This is a genomic window from Burkholderia sp. AU15512 (assembly GCF_002223325.1).
GTDB lineage: Bacteria > Pseudomonadota > Gammaproteobacteria > Burkholderiales > Burkholderiaceae > Burkholderia.
In genome coordinates this window covers 357,532-376,685 of sequence record NZ_NKEX01000004.1, presented here as the reverse complement: position 1 = coordinate 376,685, position 19,154 = coordinate 357,532, and the positions used below count along the sequence as shown (strand labels likewise).

General features: G+C 68.5%; 19 protein-coding genes. 8 read left to right on the top strand and 11 right to left on the bottom strand.

All coding sequences use genetic code 11. The features are described from left to right. Positions 1–7: 7 nt before the first annotated feature. Entirely contained in the window at positions 8–508 is a 501-nt protein-coding gene (locus CFB43_RS14355; RefSeq protein WP_006477992.1) for an Lrp/AsnC family transcriptional regulator, read from the top strand. On the opposite strand, the gene CFB43_RS14350 is transcribed toward CFB43_RS14355, so the two are convergent. The 3 genes from CFB43_RS14350 to CFB43_RS14340 all read right to left on the bottom strand — a co-directional run bounded on the left by CFB43_RS14350 (position 495) and on the right by CFB43_RS14340 (position 3,377). Continuing rightward, the gene (locus CFB43_RS14350) at positions 495–1,004 is read right to left on the bottom strand and encodes a flavin reductase family protein (protein WP_089440886.1); all 510 of its coding nucleotides are present in this window, start codon (positions 1,002–1,004) and stop codon (positions 495–497) included. The genes CFB43_RS14355 and CFB43_RS14350 overlap by 14 nt on opposite strands. A 304-nt stretch (positions 1,005–1,308) precedes the next feature. Beyond that, positions 1,309–1,974, bottom strand: a complete 666-nt coding sequence (locus CFB43_RS14345) for a hypothetical protein (RefSeq protein ID WP_089495519.1) — start codon at positions 1,972–1,974, stop codon at positions 1,309–1,311. Beyond that, positions 1,971–3,377, bottom strand: a complete 1,407-nt coding sequence (locus tag CFB43_RS14340) for a selenium-binding protein SBP56-related protein (RefSeq protein ID WP_089426189.1) — start codon at positions 3,375–3,377, stop codon at positions 1,971–1,973. The genes CFB43_RS14345 and CFB43_RS14340 overlap by 4 nt, the downstream gene beginning before the upstream one ends. A 580-nt stretch (positions 3,378–3,957) precedes the next feature. On the opposite strand from CFB43_RS14340, the gene msrA reads away from it, so the two are divergent. Continuing rightward, complete coding sequence (gene msrA, locus CFB43_RS14330; protein WP_041492935.1) at positions 3,958–4,518, top strand: peptide-methionine (S)-S-oxide reductase MsrA; 561 nt, start codon at positions 3,958–3,960, stop codon at positions 4,516–4,518. Between the two features lie 53 nt (positions 4,519–4,571). On the opposite strand, the gene CFB43_RS14325 is transcribed toward msrA, so the two are convergent. The 3 genes from CFB43_RS14325 to pdxH all read right to left on the bottom strand — a co-directional run bounded on the left by CFB43_RS14325 (position 4,572) and on the right by pdxH (position 7,877). Continuing rightward, positions 4,572–5,867 (bottom strand): DUF72 domain-containing protein, encoded by a 1,296-nt coding sequence (locus CFB43_RS14325; RefSeq protein WP_089495518.1) that lies wholly within the window; start codon positions 5,865–5,867, stop codon positions 4,572–4,574. A 23-nt stretch (positions 5,868–5,890) separates the two neighbouring features. Then, positions 5,891–7,111, bottom strand: a complete 1,221-nt coding sequence (locus tag CFB43_RS14320; RefSeq protein WP_089495517.1) for an SAM-dependent methyltransferase — start codon at positions 7,109–7,111, stop codon at positions 5,891–5,893. Between the two features lie 121 nt (positions 7,112–7,232). Then, positions 7,233–7,877: a pyridoxamine 5'-phosphate oxidase gene (gene pdxH / locus CFB43_RS14315; RefSeq protein WP_089495516.1), complete on the bottom strand. Its 645-nt coding sequence runs from the start codon at positions 7,875–7,877 to the stop codon at positions 7,233–7,235. A 128-nt stretch (positions 7,878–8,005) separates the two neighbouring features. Between pdxH and CFB43_RS14310 the strand changes: the two genes are divergently transcribed. Further along, positions 8,006–8,863: a tRNA threonylcarbamoyladenosine dehydratase gene (locus CFB43_RS14310; RefSeq protein WP_069248702.1), complete on the top strand. Its 858-nt coding sequence runs from the start codon at positions 8,006–8,008 to the stop codon at positions 8,861–8,863. Positions 8,864–8,973: 110 nt separating this feature from the next. Here CFB43_RS14310 and trxA read toward each other — a convergent pair whose 3' ends face one another. Next, positions 8,974–9,822 carry a thioredoxin gene (trxA, locus tag CFB43_RS14305; RefSeq protein WP_089495515.1) on the bottom strand — a complete coding sequence of 283 codons (849 nt, stop codon included), beginning with the start codon at positions 9,820–9,822 and terminating at the stop codon, positions 8,974–8,976. 52 nt (positions 9,823–9,874) lie between these two features. Then, positions 9,875–10,756 (bottom strand): pirin family protein, encoded by an 882-nt coding sequence (locus CFB43_RS14300; protein ID WP_089495514.1) that lies wholly within the window; start codon positions 10,754–10,756, stop codon positions 9,875–9,877. 247 nt (positions 10,757–11,003) lie between these two features. Between CFB43_RS14300 and CFB43_RS14295 the strand changes: the two genes are divergently transcribed. Continuing rightward, complete coding sequence (locus CFB43_RS14295; RefSeq protein WP_179254846.1) at positions 11,004–11,882, top strand: EamA family transporter; 879 nt, start codon at positions 11,004–11,006, stop codon at positions 11,880–11,882. A gap of 54 nt (positions 11,883–11,936) precedes the next feature. Here CFB43_RS14295 and CFB43_RS14290 read toward each other — a convergent pair whose 3' ends face one another. After that, positions 11,937–13,457 (bottom strand): N-acetylmuramoyl-L-alanine amidase, encoded by a 1,521-nt coding sequence (locus CFB43_RS14290; protein WP_089495513.1) that lies wholly within the window; start codon positions 13,455–13,457, stop codon positions 11,937–11,939. Continuing rightward, entirely contained in the window at positions 13,439–13,993 is a 555-nt protein-coding gene (tsaE, locus tag CFB43_RS14285; protein WP_089495512.1) for a tRNA (adenosine(37)-N6)-threonylcarbamoyltransferase complex ATPase subunit type 1 TsaE, read from the bottom strand. The genes CFB43_RS14290 and tsaE overlap by 19 nt, the downstream gene beginning before the upstream one ends. A gap of 17 nt (positions 13,994–14,010) precedes the next feature. Between tsaE and queG the strand changes: the two genes are divergently transcribed. The 3 genes from queG (at position 14,011) to xerD (ending at position 16,728) form a co-directional block, all read left to right on the top strand. Continuing rightward, positions 14,011–15,246 carry a tRNA epoxyqueuosine(34) reductase QueG gene (queG, locus tag CFB43_RS14280; RefSeq protein WP_089495511.1) on the top strand — a complete coding sequence of 412 codons (1,236 nt, stop codon included), beginning with the start codon at positions 14,011–14,013 and terminating at the stop codon, positions 15,244–15,246. A gap of 64 nt (positions 15,247–15,310) precedes the next feature. Beyond that, positions 15,311–15,778: a methylated-DNA--[protein]-cysteine S-methyltransferase gene (locus CFB43_RS14275; protein ID WP_089495510.1), complete on the top strand. Its 468-nt coding sequence runs from the start codon at positions 15,311–15,313 to the stop codon at positions 15,776–15,778. Next, the gene (xerD, locus tag CFB43_RS14270) at positions 15,778–16,728 is read left to right on the top strand and encodes a site-specific tyrosine recombinase XerD (protein ID WP_089495509.1); all 951 of its coding nucleotides are present in this window, start codon (positions 15,778–15,780) and stop codon (positions 16,726–16,728) included. Before CFB43_RS14275 ends, xerD begins: the two co-directional genes overlap by 1 nt. Positions 16,729–16,776: 48 nt before the next feature. Here the strand turns inward: xerD and CFB43_RS14265 are convergent, their stop codons facing one another. After that, entirely contained in the window at positions 16,777–18,339 is a 1,563-nt protein-coding gene (locus CFB43_RS14265; protein ID WP_089495508.1) for a class I adenylate-forming enzyme family protein, read from the bottom strand. Between the two features lie 235 nt (positions 18,340–18,574). Here CFB43_RS14265 and CFB43_RS14260 point away from each other — a divergent pair, with 235 nt between their 5' ends. After that, positions 18,575–19,066, top strand: a complete 492-nt coding sequence (locus CFB43_RS14260) for an aminoacyl-tRNA deacylase (RefSeq protein WP_089495507.1) — start codon at positions 18,575–18,577, stop codon at positions 19,064–19,066. Positions 19,067–19,154 lie beyond the last annotated feature (88 nt).

Here is a 19,154-nt window from a genome sequence, read left to right as displayed (position 1 = left end):
ACCAAAAATGCACGCGATCACGCTCGATGCCACCGACTGCCGGATTCTGGCGGTACTGCAGGAAGAGGGCAGAATCAGCAATCTCGACCTGGCGGAACGGATTTCGCTCTCGCCTTCCGCCTGTCTGCGCCGCATGCGCCTGCTCGAGGAGCAGGGCGTGATCGAGCACTATCGCGCGTGCCTGAGCCGCGAGAAGCTCGGCTTCGAGCTCGAGGCGTTCGTGCAGGTGTCGATGCGCAACGAAGAGAATCAATGGCACGAGCGCTTCGCGGAAGCGCTGCGCGAATGGCCGGAGGTGGTCGGCGCGTTCGTCGTGACGGGCGAGAGCCACTATCTGCTGCGCGTGCTCGCGCACAACCTCAAGCACTATTCGGATTTCGTGCTGAACCGGCTCTACAAGGCGCCGGGCGTGATGGACATCCGTTCGAACATCGTGCTGCAGACGCTGAAGGATGAAGCCGGCGCGCCGGTCGGGCTGGCGCGCACGGGGGCGATCAAAGCGGTGTAAGGCCGTGGAAGCCGCCGCCGTGGAACACGAGCGGCGGGGCCGTGTCCGATTCCGCGCGCACGCCGCAGCGCTCCACTTCACCGACGAAGATCACGTGGTCGCCTTCATCGTAGCGGCTGCGGTTGTGGCATTCGAACCACGCGAGCGCGCCGTCGAGCACGGGCATCCCCGAGTTGCCGGCCGCATGCGCGATCCCTTCGAAGCGGTCGCCCTTGTAGGTCGAGAAGCGCTTGCACAGGTCGAGCTGCGAGGCCGCGAGTACGTTCACCACGTAATGGCTGTTGCCGCGGAACACGGCCGTCGACGCCGATTTGTGCGCAAGGCTCCACAGCACGAGCGGCGGATCGAGCGAGACCGAGTTGAACGAGCTGGCGGTGATGCCGATCAGCTGGCCGGACGGCGCGCGTGTCGTGATCACCGTCACGCCCGTGGCGAACTGCCCGAGGGCTTGCCGGAAGGCGGCCGAGTCGAAATCCGGAGGATTGGCGTGGCTCATCGCGCGGCCATCCGGATCGAGACGGGCAGGCGCGGCGCGACGCGGGTGGGGCGGGCACGGCGGACGAAAGGCGACAAGGCGGTCGAGAGGGAAGGGGTGCGCATGGCCCGATTTTAGCGGAATCGGGGCCGCCGGGCCCGGCCAGGCGGCGCATTGCGGGGGCAGGGTGACGTAGCGAACACTGCGGCGCGCGGCCGGATGCGCAAGGGCACGCTGCCGGCACGGCCGTTCAGTCGCGTTTTTTGTGCGGGTCCGCCGCGCCGCCCGGCACCCGCGCTCGACATCGGTCGCAGCTTCCCCCGCACTATCGCGCCGCCGCGAGCCCGAGCGACAACGCGCCCGTCACGATCAGGCTCGACGCCCACACCGCGTCGAGATTGAACCAGCTTCGCGATACGAACTTCAGCCCGAGATAGCGGTACACGAGCCACGCGAGCCCGCCGCCGGCGCCGATCATCGCGATGGCATGCACGGCCGCGACGACGAGCGCCATCCCGAGATGCGCATCGACGAGCGTGGCCGCCGCACGATGGCCGGCGTCCCGGTCGAGCCCGCACAGCCCGAGGTAGATCGGTACCAGCATCAGCCCGGCACCATGCGCGATCGCGACCGCGAACGACCACAGGCCGAGCCGCGCGGGCGGAATCCGCGCGAGCGCCCGCGGATGCCGGCGCCGGATCAGCAGCACGGCGCCGAAGCCGATCACGAGCGCGCTCGCACCGATCCGGATCGCCGTTTGCCACGCGAGCAGCGCGGCGAGCAGCCCGAACGGCAGCATCACCGCGAACACGGCGAGCGCATGGCCGAGCGCGAGATAGCCGAGCGCCGCGATGAGCGCGCCGCCGCGGCGCGTCATCAGCGCGTTCGACACCGCGAGCGGCCAGCCCATCGCGGGGTTGAGCCCGTGATACACCCCGCTCGCGAGCACGGCCGCCCACAGTGCGAACGGGGCGTGAAAGCCGGCGTTCAACGCTTGACCGACGGATAGCAGAACGAGTCGGTCGAGCAGTCGCCGCCTTCGAGCCGGATCTGGTGCGCGCGATAGCCGTCGGGGAACTCGACCCAGTAATCGTCGGCGAGCGTCAGCCCGCCTTCCGGCCCCACGTGCGCGAGCACCTGCGCGCCCGGCACGCCGTCCGGATAGAACTGGTCGTCCCACGTCGAATAGAGCGAGTTGGTCCAGTACACGCGTTTTCCGTCGCGGCTGATCTCGACCATCTGCGGGCCGCCCGCGAACGTGCGGCCGTTCGAGTGCGGCGCACGGCGCGCGATGCCGCCGATCCGGACCGACCCCGCGAGCACCGGGTTGTGCGGGTCCGACACGTCGTACTGGCGCATTTCGCCGGTGCCCCAGCACGACACGTAGAGGAAGCGGTCGTCGAGCGACAGGTCGATGTCGGTCACGAGCGGCGGCACCGCGCCGAATCCCTTGAGCAGCGGCGGCAGTTCATCGGCCGCGGCCGGCTCGGCCGGGATCGTCGCGGTTTTCTTCACATGGAACTTGCCGCCTTCGCGCCACCAGGTCCAGATCGAGCCTTCGAGATTGGTCGTGTCGACCACGACGCCGACGAACCCGTATTCGCGCGCCGGGTCGTGCGCGGGCCGCACTTCGAGCGCCATCTGGTGCTGCGCGCCGAGATCGATCGTCTGCACGTTGCGCCGCGCGCGCAGGTCCCAGAAATGCAGCCGGTGCCCGTATTTGTTCGCGAGCAGGTCCTCGGGCACGATCCCGTTCTCGAATTGCGGCGGCAGCGCCCATTCGCTCGACACCATGTAGTCGCGCGGCAGGTTCCACCAGAAATCGTAATGCTTGTCCTGCGGGCCGCGATCGATCTCCCAGCGGCCGAGCACGTCGAAGGTTTCGCAATCCATGATGAAGATGCCGGGCGCGCCGTCGGTGCCGTCCTTGCCCGCGCCGCCGAGCGTGCTCACGTAGATGCCCTCGGGCCCGCAATGAACGGTGTGCGGCCGTGAATAACCGGTCTTCGAGAAGATCTCGTCGGGCTCGATGATCTTGTGGATGCGCGCCTGCGTCGGATGCGGTTTCGTGTCGATCACGTAGATGCGCGACGAGCGCAGGCCGGGGATGATCAGGAAGCGGCGCTCGAGGAATGCATGCCCGGTCAGCGGCGACAGCGACGACGAACACGCATTCCAGCCGAAGTGGTGAAACTCGTCGCCGGTGTTCGGCATCGTCACCGTGTGCACGATTTTTCCGTAGGTCGACGAGCCAGGCTTCACGTCGATCACGGCGAGCGCGTCGGGTCTGGAAAAATCGGGGCTCAGCAACAACGTATAGGCAAACTCCTCTGCCGGTGCCTGCATCGCAAGCTCGGGTGAAGCGTGAAACGTCGGGTCAGGCCGCATGCTCATGGTGATGCCCTCTCGATGGTGTCGGATCGGGGTCGCACGGCCGTTCGTTGCGGGCGTGCGAGTCGGGGTTGCCGCACGGCACGCATCACGCCGGCGGGGGCGATCGGCAGGCGGACGCACGCGTCGATGAGCGTGCGACGCCGTGCATCAGATCGTGAAAGCGGATAAAGGCGATGAGCCGGATCGCCGCGCGCGGAGCGAGACGGATGCATGGCAAGGAGGTGATGCAATCGAAGCCGCGGCCCGCGACGCGGCGACGGCCGGACGCGTGACGCGGGCGAGGTCTGTTAAGGCATGCATAGCGAAGTTCCGGCAGATGATGTTTGCATCAGGGTCGGGCATGCATCGGGCACGTTGCGCGAGCCAGCGGGTTTGCCGCCGCGCTCGCGCGTGCCTAAGTGTAGTCGAGAAAACGGGCGGCCGGTCGCGCGCGACACCCGTGCAATCTGTCAGGTTCGCGCGCGAGTGAGATACTTGCCGACGTGCCGTTGCGACCCGCACGCGGGTGGGCAGCGGCGAGACGGAACGGTGGCGCCGGCGCATGCGTGCCGGCTGCCGACATCAACGAGGGACTGATTTCATGGTGAACGAGATGCTTGAAACCGCGACATTGGGCGGTGGGTGTTTCTGGTGCACGGAGGCGGTGTTTCTCGACGTCGACGGCGTGACGGCCGTCCAGTCGGGCTACGCGGGCGGCCATACGCGCAATCCCGGCTATCGCGACATCTGCGAAGGCGATACGGGCCACGCGGAAGTCGTCAACGTGACGTTCGATCCGGCGCGCATCGGCTATCGCGAGATCCTCGAGATCTTCTTTGCAACGCACGATCCGACCCAGTTGAACCGGCAGGGCAACGACGTCGGTACGCAGTACCGTTCGGTCGTGTTCACCCATTCGGACGCGCAGCGCGACACGGCGCTCGACGTGATCCGCGAGCTGGAGCGCGAGCAGGTGTTCGGGCAGCCGATCGTCACGCAGGTCGTGCCGCTCGACGGCAACTACTGGCCGGCCGAGGATTATCACCAGAACTATTACGCGCGCAACCCGGGGCAGGGCTACTGCTCGGTCGTGATCGGGCCGAAGCTCGCGAAATTCCGGCAGAAGTTCTCGCACCGGCTGAAGTCGCTGCGCGGCGCGTAAGCGTCGTGACCGCGGCCGGCGCAAGCCGGTATCAAGTCGCTATCAAGCGGGTATCAAGCCGCCTCGTTGCGCCACTGCGCGCACGCGGCGGCGATCTCGCGCGCAAGCGCGATGCACGACAGCGGCGCGGAGCCTTCCGCCTTGTTGTTGATCGTGATGATCACCGGCTGCCCGGCCAGCGCATAGCGCGCGGCCAGCTCGGCGAGCGCCGAGCGCGTGGCCGGATCCTCGTCGACGAGCTTGTCGAACGGCTCGTACTTCGCTTTCGCCTGTTCATACTTGAAGCCGCCGTGCAGGCTCCAGCGCACGATCAGCGGGCCCGGTGCGTCGCCGTCGAGCAGCGCGAGCGCGGCTGCCTGGCGCAGCGGGTCGGGCATCCGCGCGTGCAGGCCGACGCAGTAGCGCACGCCGAGCGCGGCGAGCGCGCGGATGAAGCGCGGCGTGAGCAGGCTCGCGTCGCGAATCTCGATCGCGTAGCGGGTGCCGTCGGCGTCCTCCGGCAGCGGCGGCAGCGCCGCGAAGAACGCGGCCAGCCGGTCGATCAGTTCGGCCGGCCGGGCAAGCAGCGTGTCGGGCAACGGCGAGAACTGGAACACGAGCACGCCGGCTTTCCGGCCGAGCCCTTCGACGCACGGCTGCACGAATTCGCGGGTCGCGAGATCCGCGTCGAGGAAGGTCGGGTTCGGTCCCGACGGTTCGCCGCGCCCGCCCCGGATCACCGCGTCGGTCACGGAGGCCGGCGCCTTCACGACGAAGCGGAAATCGTCGGGCACCTGCTGCGCGTAGCGCAGGTAGTCGGCTACCGACAGCGGGCCGTAGAACGACCGGTCGAGGCTCACGCTCTTCAGAAGCGGATGCGCGCCATACGCTTCGAGCCCTTCGCGCGAGAGTTTCGTCTGAGCAAAATCGCCGTCGTAGACGATGCCGTCCCAGCCCGGGAAGGTCCACGACGATGTGCCGAGCCGGACGTTCGGCGGCAGGCCGGCCGCTGCGTCGGCCACATCCGGTGCGATCGGCGCGGGCAGCACGCCGCGCCGGCGCCGGCCCTTCTTCGGCGGCTCGGCTGGCAGGGACGGTTCGTCCCACAGCAGGCCGGAAGCGGCGGGCGGCGTTTCGTCTGACGAACGGGGAGGAGTGCGAAGGCGCGGTGCCGGCTGCGCGTCGTCAGGCGCGCCCGGGTTCACATGTTCGTCGGCGTCGGCAGGCGGGCCATCGTTCCCGGGCGACGCGCGTGCAGCATCGACCGGCACGCCGAACAGGTCGAATTGCCCGTCGGCGTGCGGCGCGTTCGCGTCGTCGTGCTGCTGTCGTTCCGGCGGCGCCTTGCGCCGCGTCCTGCCGTCACCCATGCATGCCCAGCGTGAAGCGCCGCCTAGCGCGGCAGCGTGTGTTCGTACATATAGCGCCGCGACCACGGCAGCGTCTTCGCGCTCTGCCCGGCCTTGCGGCACACGATCTGGAAGATCGACACGTCGTCGTGCTCGAACGCATACGCGCAGCCGGCGAGATACACGCGCCAGATGCGGAATTTTTCGTCGTCGACGAGTTGTCGCGCGGCGTCGGCCTTCGCCTCGAAGTTTTCCGTCCAGATATCGAGCGTGCGGGCATAGTGCCGGCGCAGGCTTTCGACGTCAATCGCTTCGAGCCCGCCGCGCTGCGCGGCTTCCAGCGCGAGGCTGATGTGCGGCAGCTCGCCGTCCGGGAACACGTAGCGATCGATGAACTCGCCGCCGCCGAGCGCCGTCTCGCCGCTTTCCGCGTCGGTCGACGTGATCCCGTGGTTCATCGCGATGCCGTCGTCGGCGAGCAGGTCGTGGATCCGCGAGAAATAGAGCGGCAGGTTCTTGCGCCCGACGTGCTCGAACATCCCGACGCTCGTGATGCGGTCGAATTGCCCGTCGATCTCGCGGTAGTCCTGTAGCCGGATCTCGATTTTGTCTTCCAGCCCGGCGGCTTTCACGCGCGCGGTCGCGAGGTCGAACTGGTTCTGCGACAGCGTGACGCCGAGGCACTGCGCGCCGAACTTCTGCGCGGCGCGCAGCACGAGCGCCCCCCAGCCGCAGCCGATGTCGAGCAGGCGCTGGCCGGGCTGGAGCCGGATCTTCGTCAGGATGTGGTCGATCTTCTTGATCTGCGCGGTGGCGAGATCTTCGTCGCCGTTCTCGAAGTACGCGCACGAGTACACCATGTTCTCGTCGAGCCACAGTTTGTAGAACTCGTTCGAGACGTCGTAGTGATACTGGATCGCCTTCTTATCGGTGCTCTTCGAGTGATTGAAGTAGCGCTTCACGCGCGCCAGCTTGCTCGCGCTCGTCACCGTGCTGCGCGCGAGCGAGTAGCCGATGTTGATGATGTCCGACAGCTTGCCTTCGATGTCGATCTTGCCCTTTACATACGCCTCGCCGAGATTGTCGAGGCTCGGTTCGAGCAGCAGCGGCAACGCCGACGCACTGTTGACCTTCAGCGTGACCTGCGGCGCGCTGAAGGTGCCGAAATCGAGTTGATCGCCGTTCCACAGCACGAGGCGCGCCGGTATGTTCGCTTTCGCCCGTACTTCGTCCGCCCACTGTGCCAGCTTCTTTTCCCAGAACATTTGGATTCTCCGTTTGTTCGTTGAATCGAATACAGCCAAGTATCTTGACCGGCGCCCGCCGCTTGCGAGGCGGGCGCCCGAATGCAACACGAGACACGACCGGCATGCGCCGGCGCCGGGCTTAAGGCGACAGGCGCGAAATCGACCAGCCCGTCGACGTGCCGGCGTCGCGCATATAGAGCAGGCGGTCGTGCAGCCGCGACGGGCGGCCCTGCCAGAACTCGATCGAGTCGGGCACGAGGCGGTAGCCGCCCCAGTGCGGCGGGCGCGGCGGGTTGTCGCCGTAGCGTTCGCTGACGGCCTTTTCCTGCGCTTCGAGCGTCGCGCGGCTGTCGATCACCGCGCTCTGTTCCGACGCCCATGCGCCGATGCGCGAGCCGAGCGGGCGCGACGCGAAATAGCGGTCGCTTTCTTCTGCGCTGGTTTTCTCGATCCGGCCTTCGATGCGCACCTGGCGCTCCAGCTCGATCCAGTAGAACAGCAGCGCGGCCTGCGGGTGCGCGGCAAGATCGCGCCCCTTGCGGCTTTCGTAATTGGTGAAGAAGACGAACCCGCGTTCGTCGACGCCCTTGATGAGCACGATGCGTGCCGACGGCCGCCCGTCGGCGCCGACGGTCGCGAGCGTCATCGTGTTCGGCTCGGGCAGCTTGGCGGCGAGCGCCTCCTTGAACCAGCGGTCGAACTGGGCGAACGGGTCGTGGGCGACGTCGGCCTCGTCGAGCGAAGCACGTGAGTAATTGATGCGGAGATCGGCGAGAGTCGTCATGTTATGCAAACGCTTCAATCTGGAACCATTGTAGCCAACGCGCAAGAAACGTGCGTGCACAGTGGCGCGTGCGAGCGGGGAGTTCAGGCAAAATAGAGGGCTGCACGACTTACGTTTTCCTTGCTGCCATGTCCGTCGCCGACGCTGCCCCGCCCAGTTCCTCTGATCTTACCCCGACCCCGGAAATCCAGCTTGACGTGGATCGCGCGCGGCGTTTCGGCGGCGTGGCGCGCCTGTACGGCGCGCCGGCCGCCGCCGCGTTCGAGCGCGCGCACGTCGCGGTGATCGGGATCGGCGGCGTCGGCTCGTGGGTGGCCGAGGCGCTCGCGCGCAACGCGGTCGGCACGCTGACGCTGATCGATCTCGATAACGTCGCCGAAAGCAATACGAACCGGCAGATCCATGCGCTCGACGGCAATTACGGCAAGCCGAAGGTCGACGCGATGGCCGAGCGGATCGCGCTGATCGATCCTGCATGCCGCGTGAACCGGATCGAGGATTTCGTCGAGCCCGACAACTTCGACGCGCTGCTCGGCGGCGGCTTCGACTACGTGATCGACGCGATCGACAGCGTGCGCACGAAGGTCGCGCTGATCGCATGGTGCGTCGCGAAGCGTCAGCCGCTCGTCGTGGTCGGCGGCGCGGGCGGCCAGCTCGACCCGACGCGCATCCGGATCGACGATCTCGCGCTGACGATCCAGGATCCGCTGCTGTCGAAAGTGCGCGCGCAATTGCGCAAGCAGCACGGCTTTCCGCGCGGGCCGAAGGCGCGTTTCAAGGTCAGCGCCGTGTATTCGGACGAGCCGCTGATCTATCCGGAAGCTGCCGCCTGCGACCTCGAGGACGGCACGGAGCCGTCCGCGGCCGCGCACGTCGCGGGGCTCAACTGCGCGGGGTTCGGTTCGAGCGTGTGCGTGACCGCGAGCTTCGGCTTCGCAGCCGCCGCGCATGCGCTGCGCGCGATCGCGGCGCAGGCTGCCGGCTGAGCCGCTGCGAATCGCGGTCGTTGTGCAATGCGGCGGCGCGTGACACGCGCCGTGCTTGACGTGGTGATCCGGCAGTCGGGCCGTTGCAGCCCGGCCGGTTCCACGTCAGTTCAGTTGAGCGCCATGCTCAGCCTGCGCCGCCACCCGGCGACGAGATCCGGGCGATCGCCGGCCAGCTCGAACACCGAGATCAGCGTGCGGCGGCCGAGATCGTCGCCGTACGCGCGGTCGCGCGTGACGATTTCCAGCAACTGCTCCACCGCGCCTTCGTACGCGCGCCGCGCGATCAGGCTCTGCGCGAGGTCGAAGCGCGCGTCGAGGTCGGCCGGGTTCGCCGCGATGCGCGCTTCGAGCGCGTCGGTCGGCGGCAGGTCGGCCGTCGCGTCGAGCGCGTCGAAACGGGTCTTGATCGCCTGGTAGCGCGGATCGCCGTTCTGCACGGTCTGCGGCGACAGGCGCTCGGTCTCGGCGCGCGCGGCGTCGACCTGGTTGTTCGCGAGCAGCAGTTCGATCAGATCGAGGCGGGCGTCGTCGAAGCCCGGGTTCAGCGCGAGCGCCGCTTCGAGGTGCGTGAGCGCGTCGTCGTAGCGCGACTCGGCCATCGCATCCTGTGCGGCACGCCGTTCGGCTTCCTCCGGCGCCGGCAGCAGCCGGTCGAGGAAGGCGCGCAGCTGGCCTTCGGGCAGCACGCCGACGAACTGGTCGACGGGGCGCCCGTCGGCGAACGCGATCACGTGCGGGATGCTGCGCGTCTGGAAGTGCGCGGCGAGTTCCTGGTTCTCGTCGACGTTGACCTTCACGAGCTTCCAGCGGCCTTCATAGGCGCCTTCGAGCTTTTCCAGCAGCGGGCCGAGCGTCTTGCAGGGGCCGCACCACGGCGCCCAGAAGTCCACCAGCACGGGTGCGTCCAGCGACGCCTCGATGACGTCTTTCTCGAATGTGGCAAGCGTGGTGTCCATGTCGTTCTCTTCCGTTCGAATGTCGTCAGGATGGGGGCGGCGCGCCCCTTTTTCAACGCGGCTTCGACTCGGGCAGCGGAATCCATTCCGTCTCGCCCGGCACCTTGCCCATTTCCTGGCGCGTCCAGGCGTCTTTCGCGCGCTCGATCGCCTCGCGGCTGCTGGCGACGAAATTCCATTCGATGAAGCGCTCGCCGTCGATCTTGTCGCCGCCGAGCAGCATCGCACGTGCGCCGCTGCCGCTCGTCAGCGTGACCGCGGCGCCGGGCGTGAGCACGGCCATCTGCTCGGCCGGCACCGGCGTGCCGTCGATCGCGAGCTCGCCGTCGACCACGTAGACCGCGCGCTCCTCGTGCGACGCGTCGAGTTCGAGGCGGCCGCCGGCTGCGAATTCAGCCGCGACGTACAGCGTGCGCGAGAACGTCGTGACCGGCGAGCGCAGCCCGAACGCATCGCCGGCGATCACCGTCAGCGCGACGCCGTCCTCATTGCGCTTCGGCAACGTGTCGGCCGCATGGTGCTCGAACGACGGCTCGGTCGTCTCGTGCGCGCGCGGCAGCGCGACCCAGGTCTGGATCCCGTGCACGGTGTGGCCGCTTTCGCGCTGCGCGTCGGGCGTGCGCTCGGAGTGGACGATCCCGCGGCCGGCCGTCATCCAGTTGACGTCGCCCGGCACGATCTCCTGCAGCGAGCCGAGGCTGTCGCGGTGCAGGATCGCGCCGTCGAACAGGTAGGTGACGGTGGCGAGGCCGATGTGCGGGTGCGGGCGCACGTCGAGCCCCGTGCCGGGCGGCAGCGCGGCGGGCCCCATGTGATCGAAGAAGATGAACGGGCCGACAAGGCGGGCGGCGAGTGCGGGCAGCGTGCGGCGCACCTGCAGGTTGCCGATGTCGCGCACGTGCGGCTTCAGCAGGGCTTTGATCGGAGCGGTCATGGCGGATCCTGTGGGGCGGCGGGGGATGCCGGTCATTGTACTGGCCGTCCGCCGCCGATTCCATGTGCGCCGCGCGGGTATCGGGCCGGGGGCTGAAACCCGGTAGACTGACCGGCTTCCCAGAGGAAAACACCGGGCCGCCGCGGGTTTTCCGCCTCGAAGGCAGTCCTCTCGGGGCGCCCGGCGCAACGCGAGAGGGCCTGAGCGCACTTTGCACGACCATTCGACAATCGAGGAGACGCCGATGATGGCCCCGAAGGACTTGCTGCTTGCGCTGGTCGTGATCCTGGCGTGGGGCGTGAACTTCGTCGTGATCAAGGTCGGCCTGCACGGCATGCCGCCGATGCTGCTCGGCGCGCTGCGCTTCACGCTCGCGGCCGTCCCCGCGGTGTTCTTCGTGCGCCGGCCGCAGATTCCATGGCGCCTGCTGGTGCTGTACGGCGCGACGATTCAGCTCGGCCAGTTCGTGTTCCTGTTCACCGGCATGTACGTCGGCATGCCGGCCGGCCTCGCGTCGCTCGTGCTGCAGTCGCAGGCGTTCTTCACGCTCGTGTTCGCGATGCTGTTCCTCGGCGAGCGGCTGCGCGTGCAGAACCTGCTGGGGCTCGCGATCGCCGCGGGCGGGCTCGTCGTGATCGCGGCGCAGGGCGGGCGCGCGATGACGCTCGCGGGCTTCCTGCTGACGATCTGCTCGGCCGCGATGTGGGCGTTCGGCAACATCGTCACGAAGAAGGTCGGCCGTGCGAACCTCGTGTCGCTCGTCGTGTGGGCCAGCCTCGTGCCGCCCGTGCCGTTCTTCCTGCTGTCGCTGTGGTTCGAAGGGCCGCAGCGGATCGCGACCGCGCTTGCCGGGCTGAACGGCGCGTCGATCTTCGCGGTCGTGTATCTCGCGTTCGTCGCGACGCTGCTCGGCTACGGGCTGTGGAGCCGCCTGCTGTCGCGCTATCCGGCCGCGCAGGTCGCGCAGTTCTCGCTGCTGGTGCCGATCGTGGGCCTCGCGTCGTCGGCGCTGCTGCTCGACGAGCATCTGACGCGCACGCAGCTGATCGGCACGGCGCTCGTGATGGGCGGGCTCGCGGTGAACGTGTTCGGCGGGAAACTGATGCGCCGCTTCGCGGCGTCGTGACGCGCCGGCACGCACTGCGTGCCGGCGGCGGGGCGGGGTGGCCGGGTACGGCCGTCAGGCCATCCGGCTCTTCGCGAGCGGCGGATTCGCGGCGAAATAGCGCTTGATGCCGCGGAAGATCGCGTCGGCCATCTGGTCGCGATAGCCGTCGTCGTTCAGCCGGCTCTCTTCTTCGGGGTTGCTGATGAAGGCCGTCTCGACGAGGATCGACGGAATGTCGGGCGCCTTCAGCACCGCGAACCCGGCCTGCTCGACCGAGCCCTTGTGCAGCTTGTTGATGCCGCCGACTTCCTTCAGCACGTAGTTGCCGTAGCGCAGCGAATCGCGGATCTGCGCGGTCGTCGACATGTCGAACAACGCGCGGTTCACGGCCGCGTCCGCCGTCTTGATGTTGATGCCGCCGATCAGGTCGGACGAGTTCTCCTTGTTCGCCATCCAGCGCGCCGCGGCGCTCGTCGCGCCGTGGTCGGACAGCGCGAACACCGACGAGCCGCGCGCGGACGGCGTCGTGAATGCATCGGCGTGGATCGACACGAACAGGTCGGCGCCCACGCGGCGCGCTTTCTGCACGCGCACGTTCAGCGGCACGAAGAAGTCGGCGTCGCGCGTCATCATCGCGCGCATGTTCGGCGCGCCGTCGATCTTCGCGCGCAGCTTCTTCGCGATGTCGAGCGCGATGTGCTTCTCGTACGTGCCGCCGCCGCCGATCGCGCCCGGATCCTCGCCGCCATGGCCCGGATCGATCGCCACCGTCAGCAGGCGGACGGTGCTGCCCTTGCCGGATTTCGGCGCGGTGAACTTGTAGGTGTCGCCATCGTCGTCGCTGTCGTCGCGGCGTGCGATGACGGGCGGCGGCTTGACGGCCGGCTTAGCGGGCGTCGAAGGGGTGGCGGGCGACGTGTGCGGCGTGGCCGGCGTGTTCTGCGCGAAGCGCTGGAAGAATGCGTCGCTGTTGTCGCCCGCGGCGGGCGGCGGGGTACCGGGGCCGGCCAGCGTGGTCGGCGGCTGCATCTGCTGCGCACGTGCCGTGTCGTTGAGCGCCTGCTCCTTGCGTTCCGTCTGCGCGATCAGGTCGGACAGCGGATCGGGCGCGACGGCCGGATACAGGTCGAACACGAGCCGGTACTTGTAGGTGCCGACCGGCGGCAGCGTGAACACCTGCGGCTTCACCGAACCTTTCAGGTCGAACACCATCCGCACGACGTGCGGCTGATACTGGCCGACACGCACCGACTGGATCTGCGGATCGTTCGGCGCGATCTTCGACACGAGGTCGCGCAGCGCCTGGTCGAGGTCGAGGCCGGTCAGGTCGACGACGAGACGGTCGGGACCCTGCAGCAGCTGTTGGCTATTCTGCAGCGGCTGGTCGGATTCGATCGTGACGCGCGTGTAATCGCGTGCGGGCCACACGCGCACGCCGAGCACCGACGACGCGCGCGCGAGCCGCGGTGCGACGAGACCGAGCACCAGCGTCGACGCGCCCGCGCACAGGATCTGGCGGCGCCGCCAGTTGTGCGTCGCGGTGGCCGCCGATTCGATCGAGCGGAACGGTTTGATCAACATCTTTCGAGACATGCCTTTCCTGAAGCGCTGTACGCCCGGACGGTGAGGGCGCGGCCGTCGCCATCCACGTCGAGCGAGAAAACCAGATCGGGTACGCCGAGCAGCGTGCCTGCCTGTTGTGGCCATTCGACGAGGCAGATCGCGCTGGAATTGAAATATTCGCGAAAGCCTGCGTCGGACCATTCGGCCGGATCGTTGAAACGATACAGATCGAAGTGATACACCTCGAGTTCCCCATCGTCGCGTTCGAGCGCGTACGGCTCGACGAGCGTATAGGTCGGGCTGCGCACGCGCCCCGTGTGGCCGAGGCCACGCAGGATCGCGCGCACGAGGGACGTCTTGCCCGCGCCGAGATCGCCGACCAGCTGGATCTGCAGCCCGTCGAACGCATGCGCGCGGGCGAGTTCGGTGCGCGCCGCGTCGAGCGCGTGCGCGAAGCGGGTGCCGAAGGCCTCGGTCGCCGCTTCTTCGGCGAGCGCGATCACGCGCTCCGCGAGCGGGGCGGGCAGCATGGCGTCGTGAGGCGGATGGCTGGGCGTGGCTGGCATTCTCGTAAAATAGTGCGATGAACCGATTACCGGAACTCGCCGCATCCGACAGACCTTCGACTCGTGCCGAAGGTGCGGCACCGTGCGCGCTCGACGATGCGGCGTTGACTGCGCTCGCCGCGCGCATCAGGGCGTGGGGGCGCGAATTGGGTTTCGGGGCGATCGGCATCAGCGATACCGATCTCTCGGATGCCGAAGCAGGCCTCGCCGCCTGGCTGGAAGCCGGATACCACGGCGAAATGGATTATATGGCGAAACATGGGATGAAACGCGCGCGTCCGGCCGAACTTGTGGCCGGTACGCGACGTGTGATTTCCGTGCGGCTCGCCTATCTGCCGGCCGAAACGCTCGCCGCCGCCGCGCCTGAAAGCGAGCCGGGCGCGCTCGCACTGCACGACTGGCGCGCACGCGAACGGGCCCGGCTCGACGATCCGCAGGCGGCCGTCGTGTCGATCTATGCGCGCGGCCGCGACTATCACAAGGTGTTGCGCAACCGCCTGCAGACGCTCGCCGAGCGCATCGAGCAGGAGATCGGCGCGTTCGGCTACCGCGTGTTCACCGATTCGGCGCCCGTGCTCGAGGTCGAGCTCGCGCAGAAGGCCGGCGTCGGCTGGCGCGGCAAGCACACGCTGCTGCTGCAGCGCGATGCGGGCTCGCTGTTCTTCCTCGGCGAGATCTACGTCGACGTTCCGCTGCCGACCGATGCGCACACGTCCCCCGACACCGCGCCCGAGACGCCCGGCGCGCACTGCGGCAGCTGCACGCGCTGCATCGACGCCTGCCCGACCGGCGCGATCGTCGAGCCGTACCGCGTCGACGCGCGCCGCTGCATCTCGTACCTGACGATCGAACTGAAAGGCAGCATCCCCGAGCCGCTGCGGCCGATGATCGGCAATCGCGTGTATGGCTGCGACGACTGCCAGCTCGTGTGCCCGTGGAACAAGTTCGCGCAGGCCGCGCCCGTCGCCGATTTCGACGTGCGGCACGGCCTCGATCGCGCGACGCTCGTCGAGCTGTTTGCGTGGGACGCGGACGCATTCGATACGCGGATGCAGGGCAGTGCGATCCGGCGCATCGGCTACGAAAGCTGGCTGCGCAATCTGGCGGTCGGGCTCGGCAATGCGCTGCGCGCGGACGCGGGACGGCTCACGCCGCAGGCGCGCGACGCGATCGTCGCCGCGTTGCGCGCGCGGGCCGACGATCCGTCGCCGGTCGTGCGCGAGCATGTCGAATGGGCGCTGCGTGCTGCGTGAAGGCGGCGTAAAGTGTCGTCGGCGCGCGGAGGGGCCGCGCGCATCCATCGGTCAGGAGAGGGCCATGTTCAATGCAGTCATCGACGCGCCGTTCGGCAAGGTCGGCATCCGCACGGATGCCGCGGTGGTGCGCGAGATCGTCTATCTGCCCGAATCGGTGAAGTCGGTCGATCCGGATTCGCCGCTCGCGCAGCGTGCGGTCGAGCAGATCGAACGTTATTTCGAGCGCGCGTCGGCGCGCTTCGACCTGCCGCTCGCCGAAGTCGGCAGCGCGTTCCAGCACCGCGTGTGGGACGTGATCAGCGATATTCCGCCCGGCACGGTGCTGACCTATGGACAGGTCGCGAAACGGATCGGCAGCGCGCCGCGCGCGGTGGGCCAGGCATGCGGCGCGAACTACTTCCCGCTCGTGATTCCGTGTCATCGCGTCGTCGCGGCGGGCGGGCTCGGCGGCTTCGCGAACCATGACGACAACGGTTATTACCAGAAAGTGAAGCGCTGGCTGCTGGCGCACGAAGGCGTGCCGTACTGATGACTGAATCGCTGATGTCCCCCGAAGTCGACGGCGATGCCGTCGACGTGTCGCCCGCGCTGCTCGCGAGCCGCGCGTCGATCGACGTGTTTTGCGATGCGCTGTGGCTCGAGCACGGGCTTGCGCGCAACACGCTCGATGCGTACCGGCGCGATCTGGTGCTGTTTTCACAATGGCTGGCCGAGACGCACGACGCATCGCTCGATTCCGCCGACGAAGCGATGGTGACGGGCTACATCGCCGCGCGCAGCGACGGCAAGGCAACGTCGTCGAACCGGCGGCTGTCCGTGTTCCGGCGCTATTACGGCTGGGCCGTGCGCGAGCATCGCGCGAGCGCCGACCCGACGCTGCGGATCACGTCCGCGAAACAGGCGGCCCGGTTTCCGTCGACGTTGTCGGAAGCGCAGGTCGAGGCGCTGCTCGGTGCGCCCGACATCGGCACGCCGCTCGGCCTGCGCGATCGTACGATGCTCGAGCTGATGTATGCGAGCGGGCTGCGCGTGAGCGAGCTCGTGACGCTGAAGACCGTCGAGGTCGGGCTCAACGAGGGCGTCGTGCGCGTGATGGGCAAGGGCTCGAAAGAGCGGCTCGTGCCGTTCGGCGAAGTCGCGCAAGGGTGGATCGAGCGCTACCTGCGCGACGCGCGGCCGGCGCTGCTCGGTGCGCGCGCGGCCGACGCGCTATTCGTGACCGCGCGTGGCGACGGGATGACGCGCCAGCAGTTCTGGAACATCATCAAGCGCCACGCGCAGCACGCGGACGTGCGCGCGCACCTGTCGCCGCATACGCTGCGGCACGCGTTCGCGACGCACCTGCTGAACCATGGCGCCGACCTGCGCGTCGTGCAGCTGCTGCTCGGTCACAGCGACATCTCGACCACGCAGATCTATACGCACGTTGCGCGCGAGCGGTTGAAGTCGCTGCACGCGCAACACCATCCGCGCGGTTAGCGCATCCGGCGCGGCGCGGGCCGTGTCACGTGCAACGGCCGGCCCGAGTCAGACCAACTCGCGCAACTTGTGCTTCAGCACCTTGCCCGTCGATGCGGCCGGCAGCGCGTCGAGTACGCGGATGTGTGCGGGGCGTTTGTAAGGCGCGAGCCGCTCCGCACACCACGCGTGCAACGCCGCTTCGTCGGCCGTCGCGCCGGGCACCAGCTCGACGAACGCGAGCACTTCCTCGTTGCCTTCGACCGCGCGGCCGATCACGGCCGCCTGCACGACGTCCGGATGCGCGTTCAGCACCTGCTCGACTTCGACCGGATAGACGTTGAAGCCCGACCGGATGATCAGCTCCTTGCTGCGGCCCGCGATCGTTACCGCACCGTCCGCCTCCTGCCGCGCGAGATCGCCGGTGCTCAGCCAGCCGTCCGGCGACACGGCCGCGTGCGTGGCGTCCGCGTTGCGGTAGTAGCCGAGCATCACGTTCGGCCCGCGCACGCGGATCTCGCCGACTTCGCCCGGCGGCACGTCGGTGCCGTCCGGCGCGACGATCCGCATCTCCACGCCGGGAATCGGCACACCGACCGAGCTGTCGGTGCGCGGCGCATCGAGCGGCGTCTGCGTGATCGTCGGGCTGCTTTCGGTCATCCCGTAGCCGTTGTGCAGCGGCACGCCGTACAGGCGCTCGACGCGCGCCTTCAGGTTCGCGTCGAGCGGCGAGCCGCCCGAATACGCGAAGCGCAGGCGCGGCGCACGCCACGCGTGGCCGTGCGTGTGCAGGTGTTCGAGCAGCTTCGCGTGCATCGCGGGCACGCCCTGGAAGATCGTGACGCCTTCGTCGGCGAGCGCGACGCGCACGGCTTCGGGCGAGAAGCGCGGCGCGAGCCGCAGCGTCGCGCCCGCATACAGGCTGCCGAGGCAGACCGACGCGAGCCCATACACGTGCGACACGGGCAGCACCGTGTAGACGACATCGTCGGGCGACACGCGGCGCAGCGTGCTCGACGTCGCCGCGATGAACAGCAGGTTGCGATGCGACAGCATCACGCCTTTCGGCGTGCCGGTCGTGCCGGTCGTGTAGATCAGCGCCGCGCATTGCGCGGCGCCGTCGGCGGCGACCGGTTCGCCCGGCGCGCTCGCGTCGACGTGGTATGACCATGCACCGATGTCGACCGGCAGCGTGCCGGCGGGTGTCGCACCGTGCCGTTCGGCATGCGTGCGCGCGTCGGGCGAGGCGTCGGTGGTGAACGCGATCAGTTTCGGCCGTGCGTGCGCGGCGATCGCGTCGAGCTCGCTGGCGGACAACCGCGCGTTCGACACGAGCGCCCACGCGTCGAGGCGGGCGGCCGCGAACAGCAGCACGATCTGCGCGATGCAGTTTTCGGCGACGATCATCACGCGGTCGCCGCCGTGCACGCCGAGGTCGGCGAGCTGCGCGGCGGCTGCATCGACGGCCTGCGACAGGTCGCCATACGACAGGCGGCGCGCGTCCTCGATCAGCGCCGGATGCGCGGGCGCCTGCGCGGCCCAGCGTGCGGGCACGTCGGCGATGCGGCGAGGCAGCGCGGCGAGCAGTGCGTCGACGTCGAGCGGCTCGGATGAACGGAGGGACGAGGACATGGCGTCTCCAGAAGAAGGGCGGCGGCTGACGAGGTTGGCGAACGATCGTGCCATGACGGCGCGCGCGCCACAATCGGCCATTCGGGCAATAGCGCTTCGCGATGTCCGCAATGATGATGGACGGAATCGTTGCGGCGACGCAGCAGGCCGCCCGGCGAAAAACGGGCCGCGAGTATACCGCCGGTGCGGGCGCACGATTGCGCGCGCGCCGGTCGTTCACCCTTAAAATGCCGCCATGAGCAAATCCAGGCATGTGTCCGAAACCCCCGCGACCCAGTTGCTGCGCCGCCACGGCGTTGCGTTCGGCGAGCATCCGTACGACTACGTCGAGCACGGCGGCACCGGCGAATCGGCGCGCCAGCTCGGCGTCGTCGAGCACTGCGTCGTGAAGACGCTCGTGATGGAAGATGAACACGCGAAGCCGCTGATCGTGCTGATGCACGGCGACCGCACCGTGTCGACGAAGAACCTCGCGCGGCAGATCGGCGCGAAGCGCGTCGAGCCGTGCAAGCCCGAGGTCGCGAACCGCCATTCGGGCTATCTCGTCGGCGGCACGTCGCCGTTCGGCACGCGCAAGACGATGCCCGTCTACGTCGAGGCGACGATCCTCGAACTGCCGACGATCTACCTGAACGGCGGGCGTCGCGGCTACCTCGTCAGCCTCGCGCCGGCCGTGCTCACGTCGCTGCTCGGCGCGCAGCCCGTGCAGTGCGCCAGTGTCGACTGAGGGTTTCACCTTCGTGGCAGGCGGCGCGCGTTCGGTAGAATGGGCGCCGTTTCGGCGTGCCGCGCGCAGCCGTCCCTTTACCGATACG

Bases quoted from the DNA above. Each gene is read 5' to 3' on its own strand.
- CFB43_RS14355 (WP_006477992.1), top strand. From the start codon at position 8: ATGCACGCGATCACGCTCGATGCCACCGACTGCCGGATTCTGGCGGTA.
- CFB43_RS14350 (WP_089440886.1), bottom strand. From the start codon at position 1,004: ATGAGCCACGCCAATCCTCCGGATTTCGACTCGGCCGCCTTCCGGCAA.
- CFB43_RS14340 (WP_089426189.1), bottom strand. From the start codon at position 3,377: ATGAGCATGCGGCCTGACCCGACGTTTCACGCTTCACCCGAGCTTGCG.
- msrA (WP_041492935.1), top strand. From the start codon at position 3,958: ATGGTGAACGAGATGCTTGAAACCGCGACATTGGGCGGTGGGTGTTTC.
- CFB43_RS14325 (WP_089495518.1), bottom strand. From the start codon at position 5,867: ATGGGTGACGGCAGGACGCGGCGCAAGGCGCCGCCGGAACGACAGCAG.
- CFB43_RS14320 (WP_089495517.1), bottom strand. From the start codon at position 7,111: ATGTTCTGGGAAAAGAAGCTGGCACAGTGGGCGGACGAAGTACGGGCG.
- pdxH (WP_089495516.1), bottom strand. From the start codon at position 7,877: ATGACGACTCTCGCCGATCTCCGCATCAATTACTCACGTGCTTCGCTC.
- CFB43_RS14310 (WP_069248702.1), top strand. From the start codon at position 8,006: ATGTCCGTCGCCGACGCTGCCCCGCCCAGTTCCTCTGATCTTACCCCG.
- trxA (WP_089495515.1), bottom strand. From the start codon at position 9,822: ATGGACACCACGCTTGCCACATTCGAGAAAGACGTCATCGAGGCGTCG.
- CFB43_RS14300 (WP_089495514.1), bottom strand. From the start codon at position 10,756: ATGACCGCTCCGATCAAAGCCCTGCTGAAGCCGCACGTGCGCGACATC.
- CFB43_RS14295 (WP_179254846.1), top strand. From the start codon at position 11,004: ATGGCCCCGAAGGACTTGCTGCTTGCGCTGGTCGTGATCCTGGCGTGG.
- CFB43_RS14290 (WP_089495513.1), bottom strand. From the start codon at position 13,457: ATGTCTCGAAAGATGTTGATCAAACCGTTCCGCTCGATCGAATCGGCG.
- tsaE (WP_089495512.1), bottom strand. From the start codon at position 13,993: ATGCCAGCCACGCCCAGCCATCCGCCTCACGACGCCATGCTGCCCGCC.
- queG (WP_089495511.1), top strand. From the start codon at position 14,011: ATGAACCGATTACCGGAACTCGCCGCATCCGACAGACCTTCGACTCGT.
- CFB43_RS14275 (WP_089495510.1), top strand. From the start codon at position 15,311: ATGTTCAATGCAGTCATCGACGCGCCGTTCGGCAAGGTCGGCATCCGC.
- xerD (WP_089495509.1), top strand. From the start codon at position 15,778: ATGACTGAATCGCTGATGTCCCCCGAAGTCGACGGCGATGCCGTCGAC.
- CFB43_RS14265 (WP_089495508.1), bottom strand. From the start codon at position 18,339: ATGTCCTCGTCCCTCCGTTCATCCGAGCCGCTCGACGTCGACGCACTG.
- CFB43_RS14260 (WP_089495507.1), top strand. From the start codon at position 18,575: ATGAGCAAATCCAGGCATGTGTCCGAAACCCCCGCGACCCAGTTGCTG.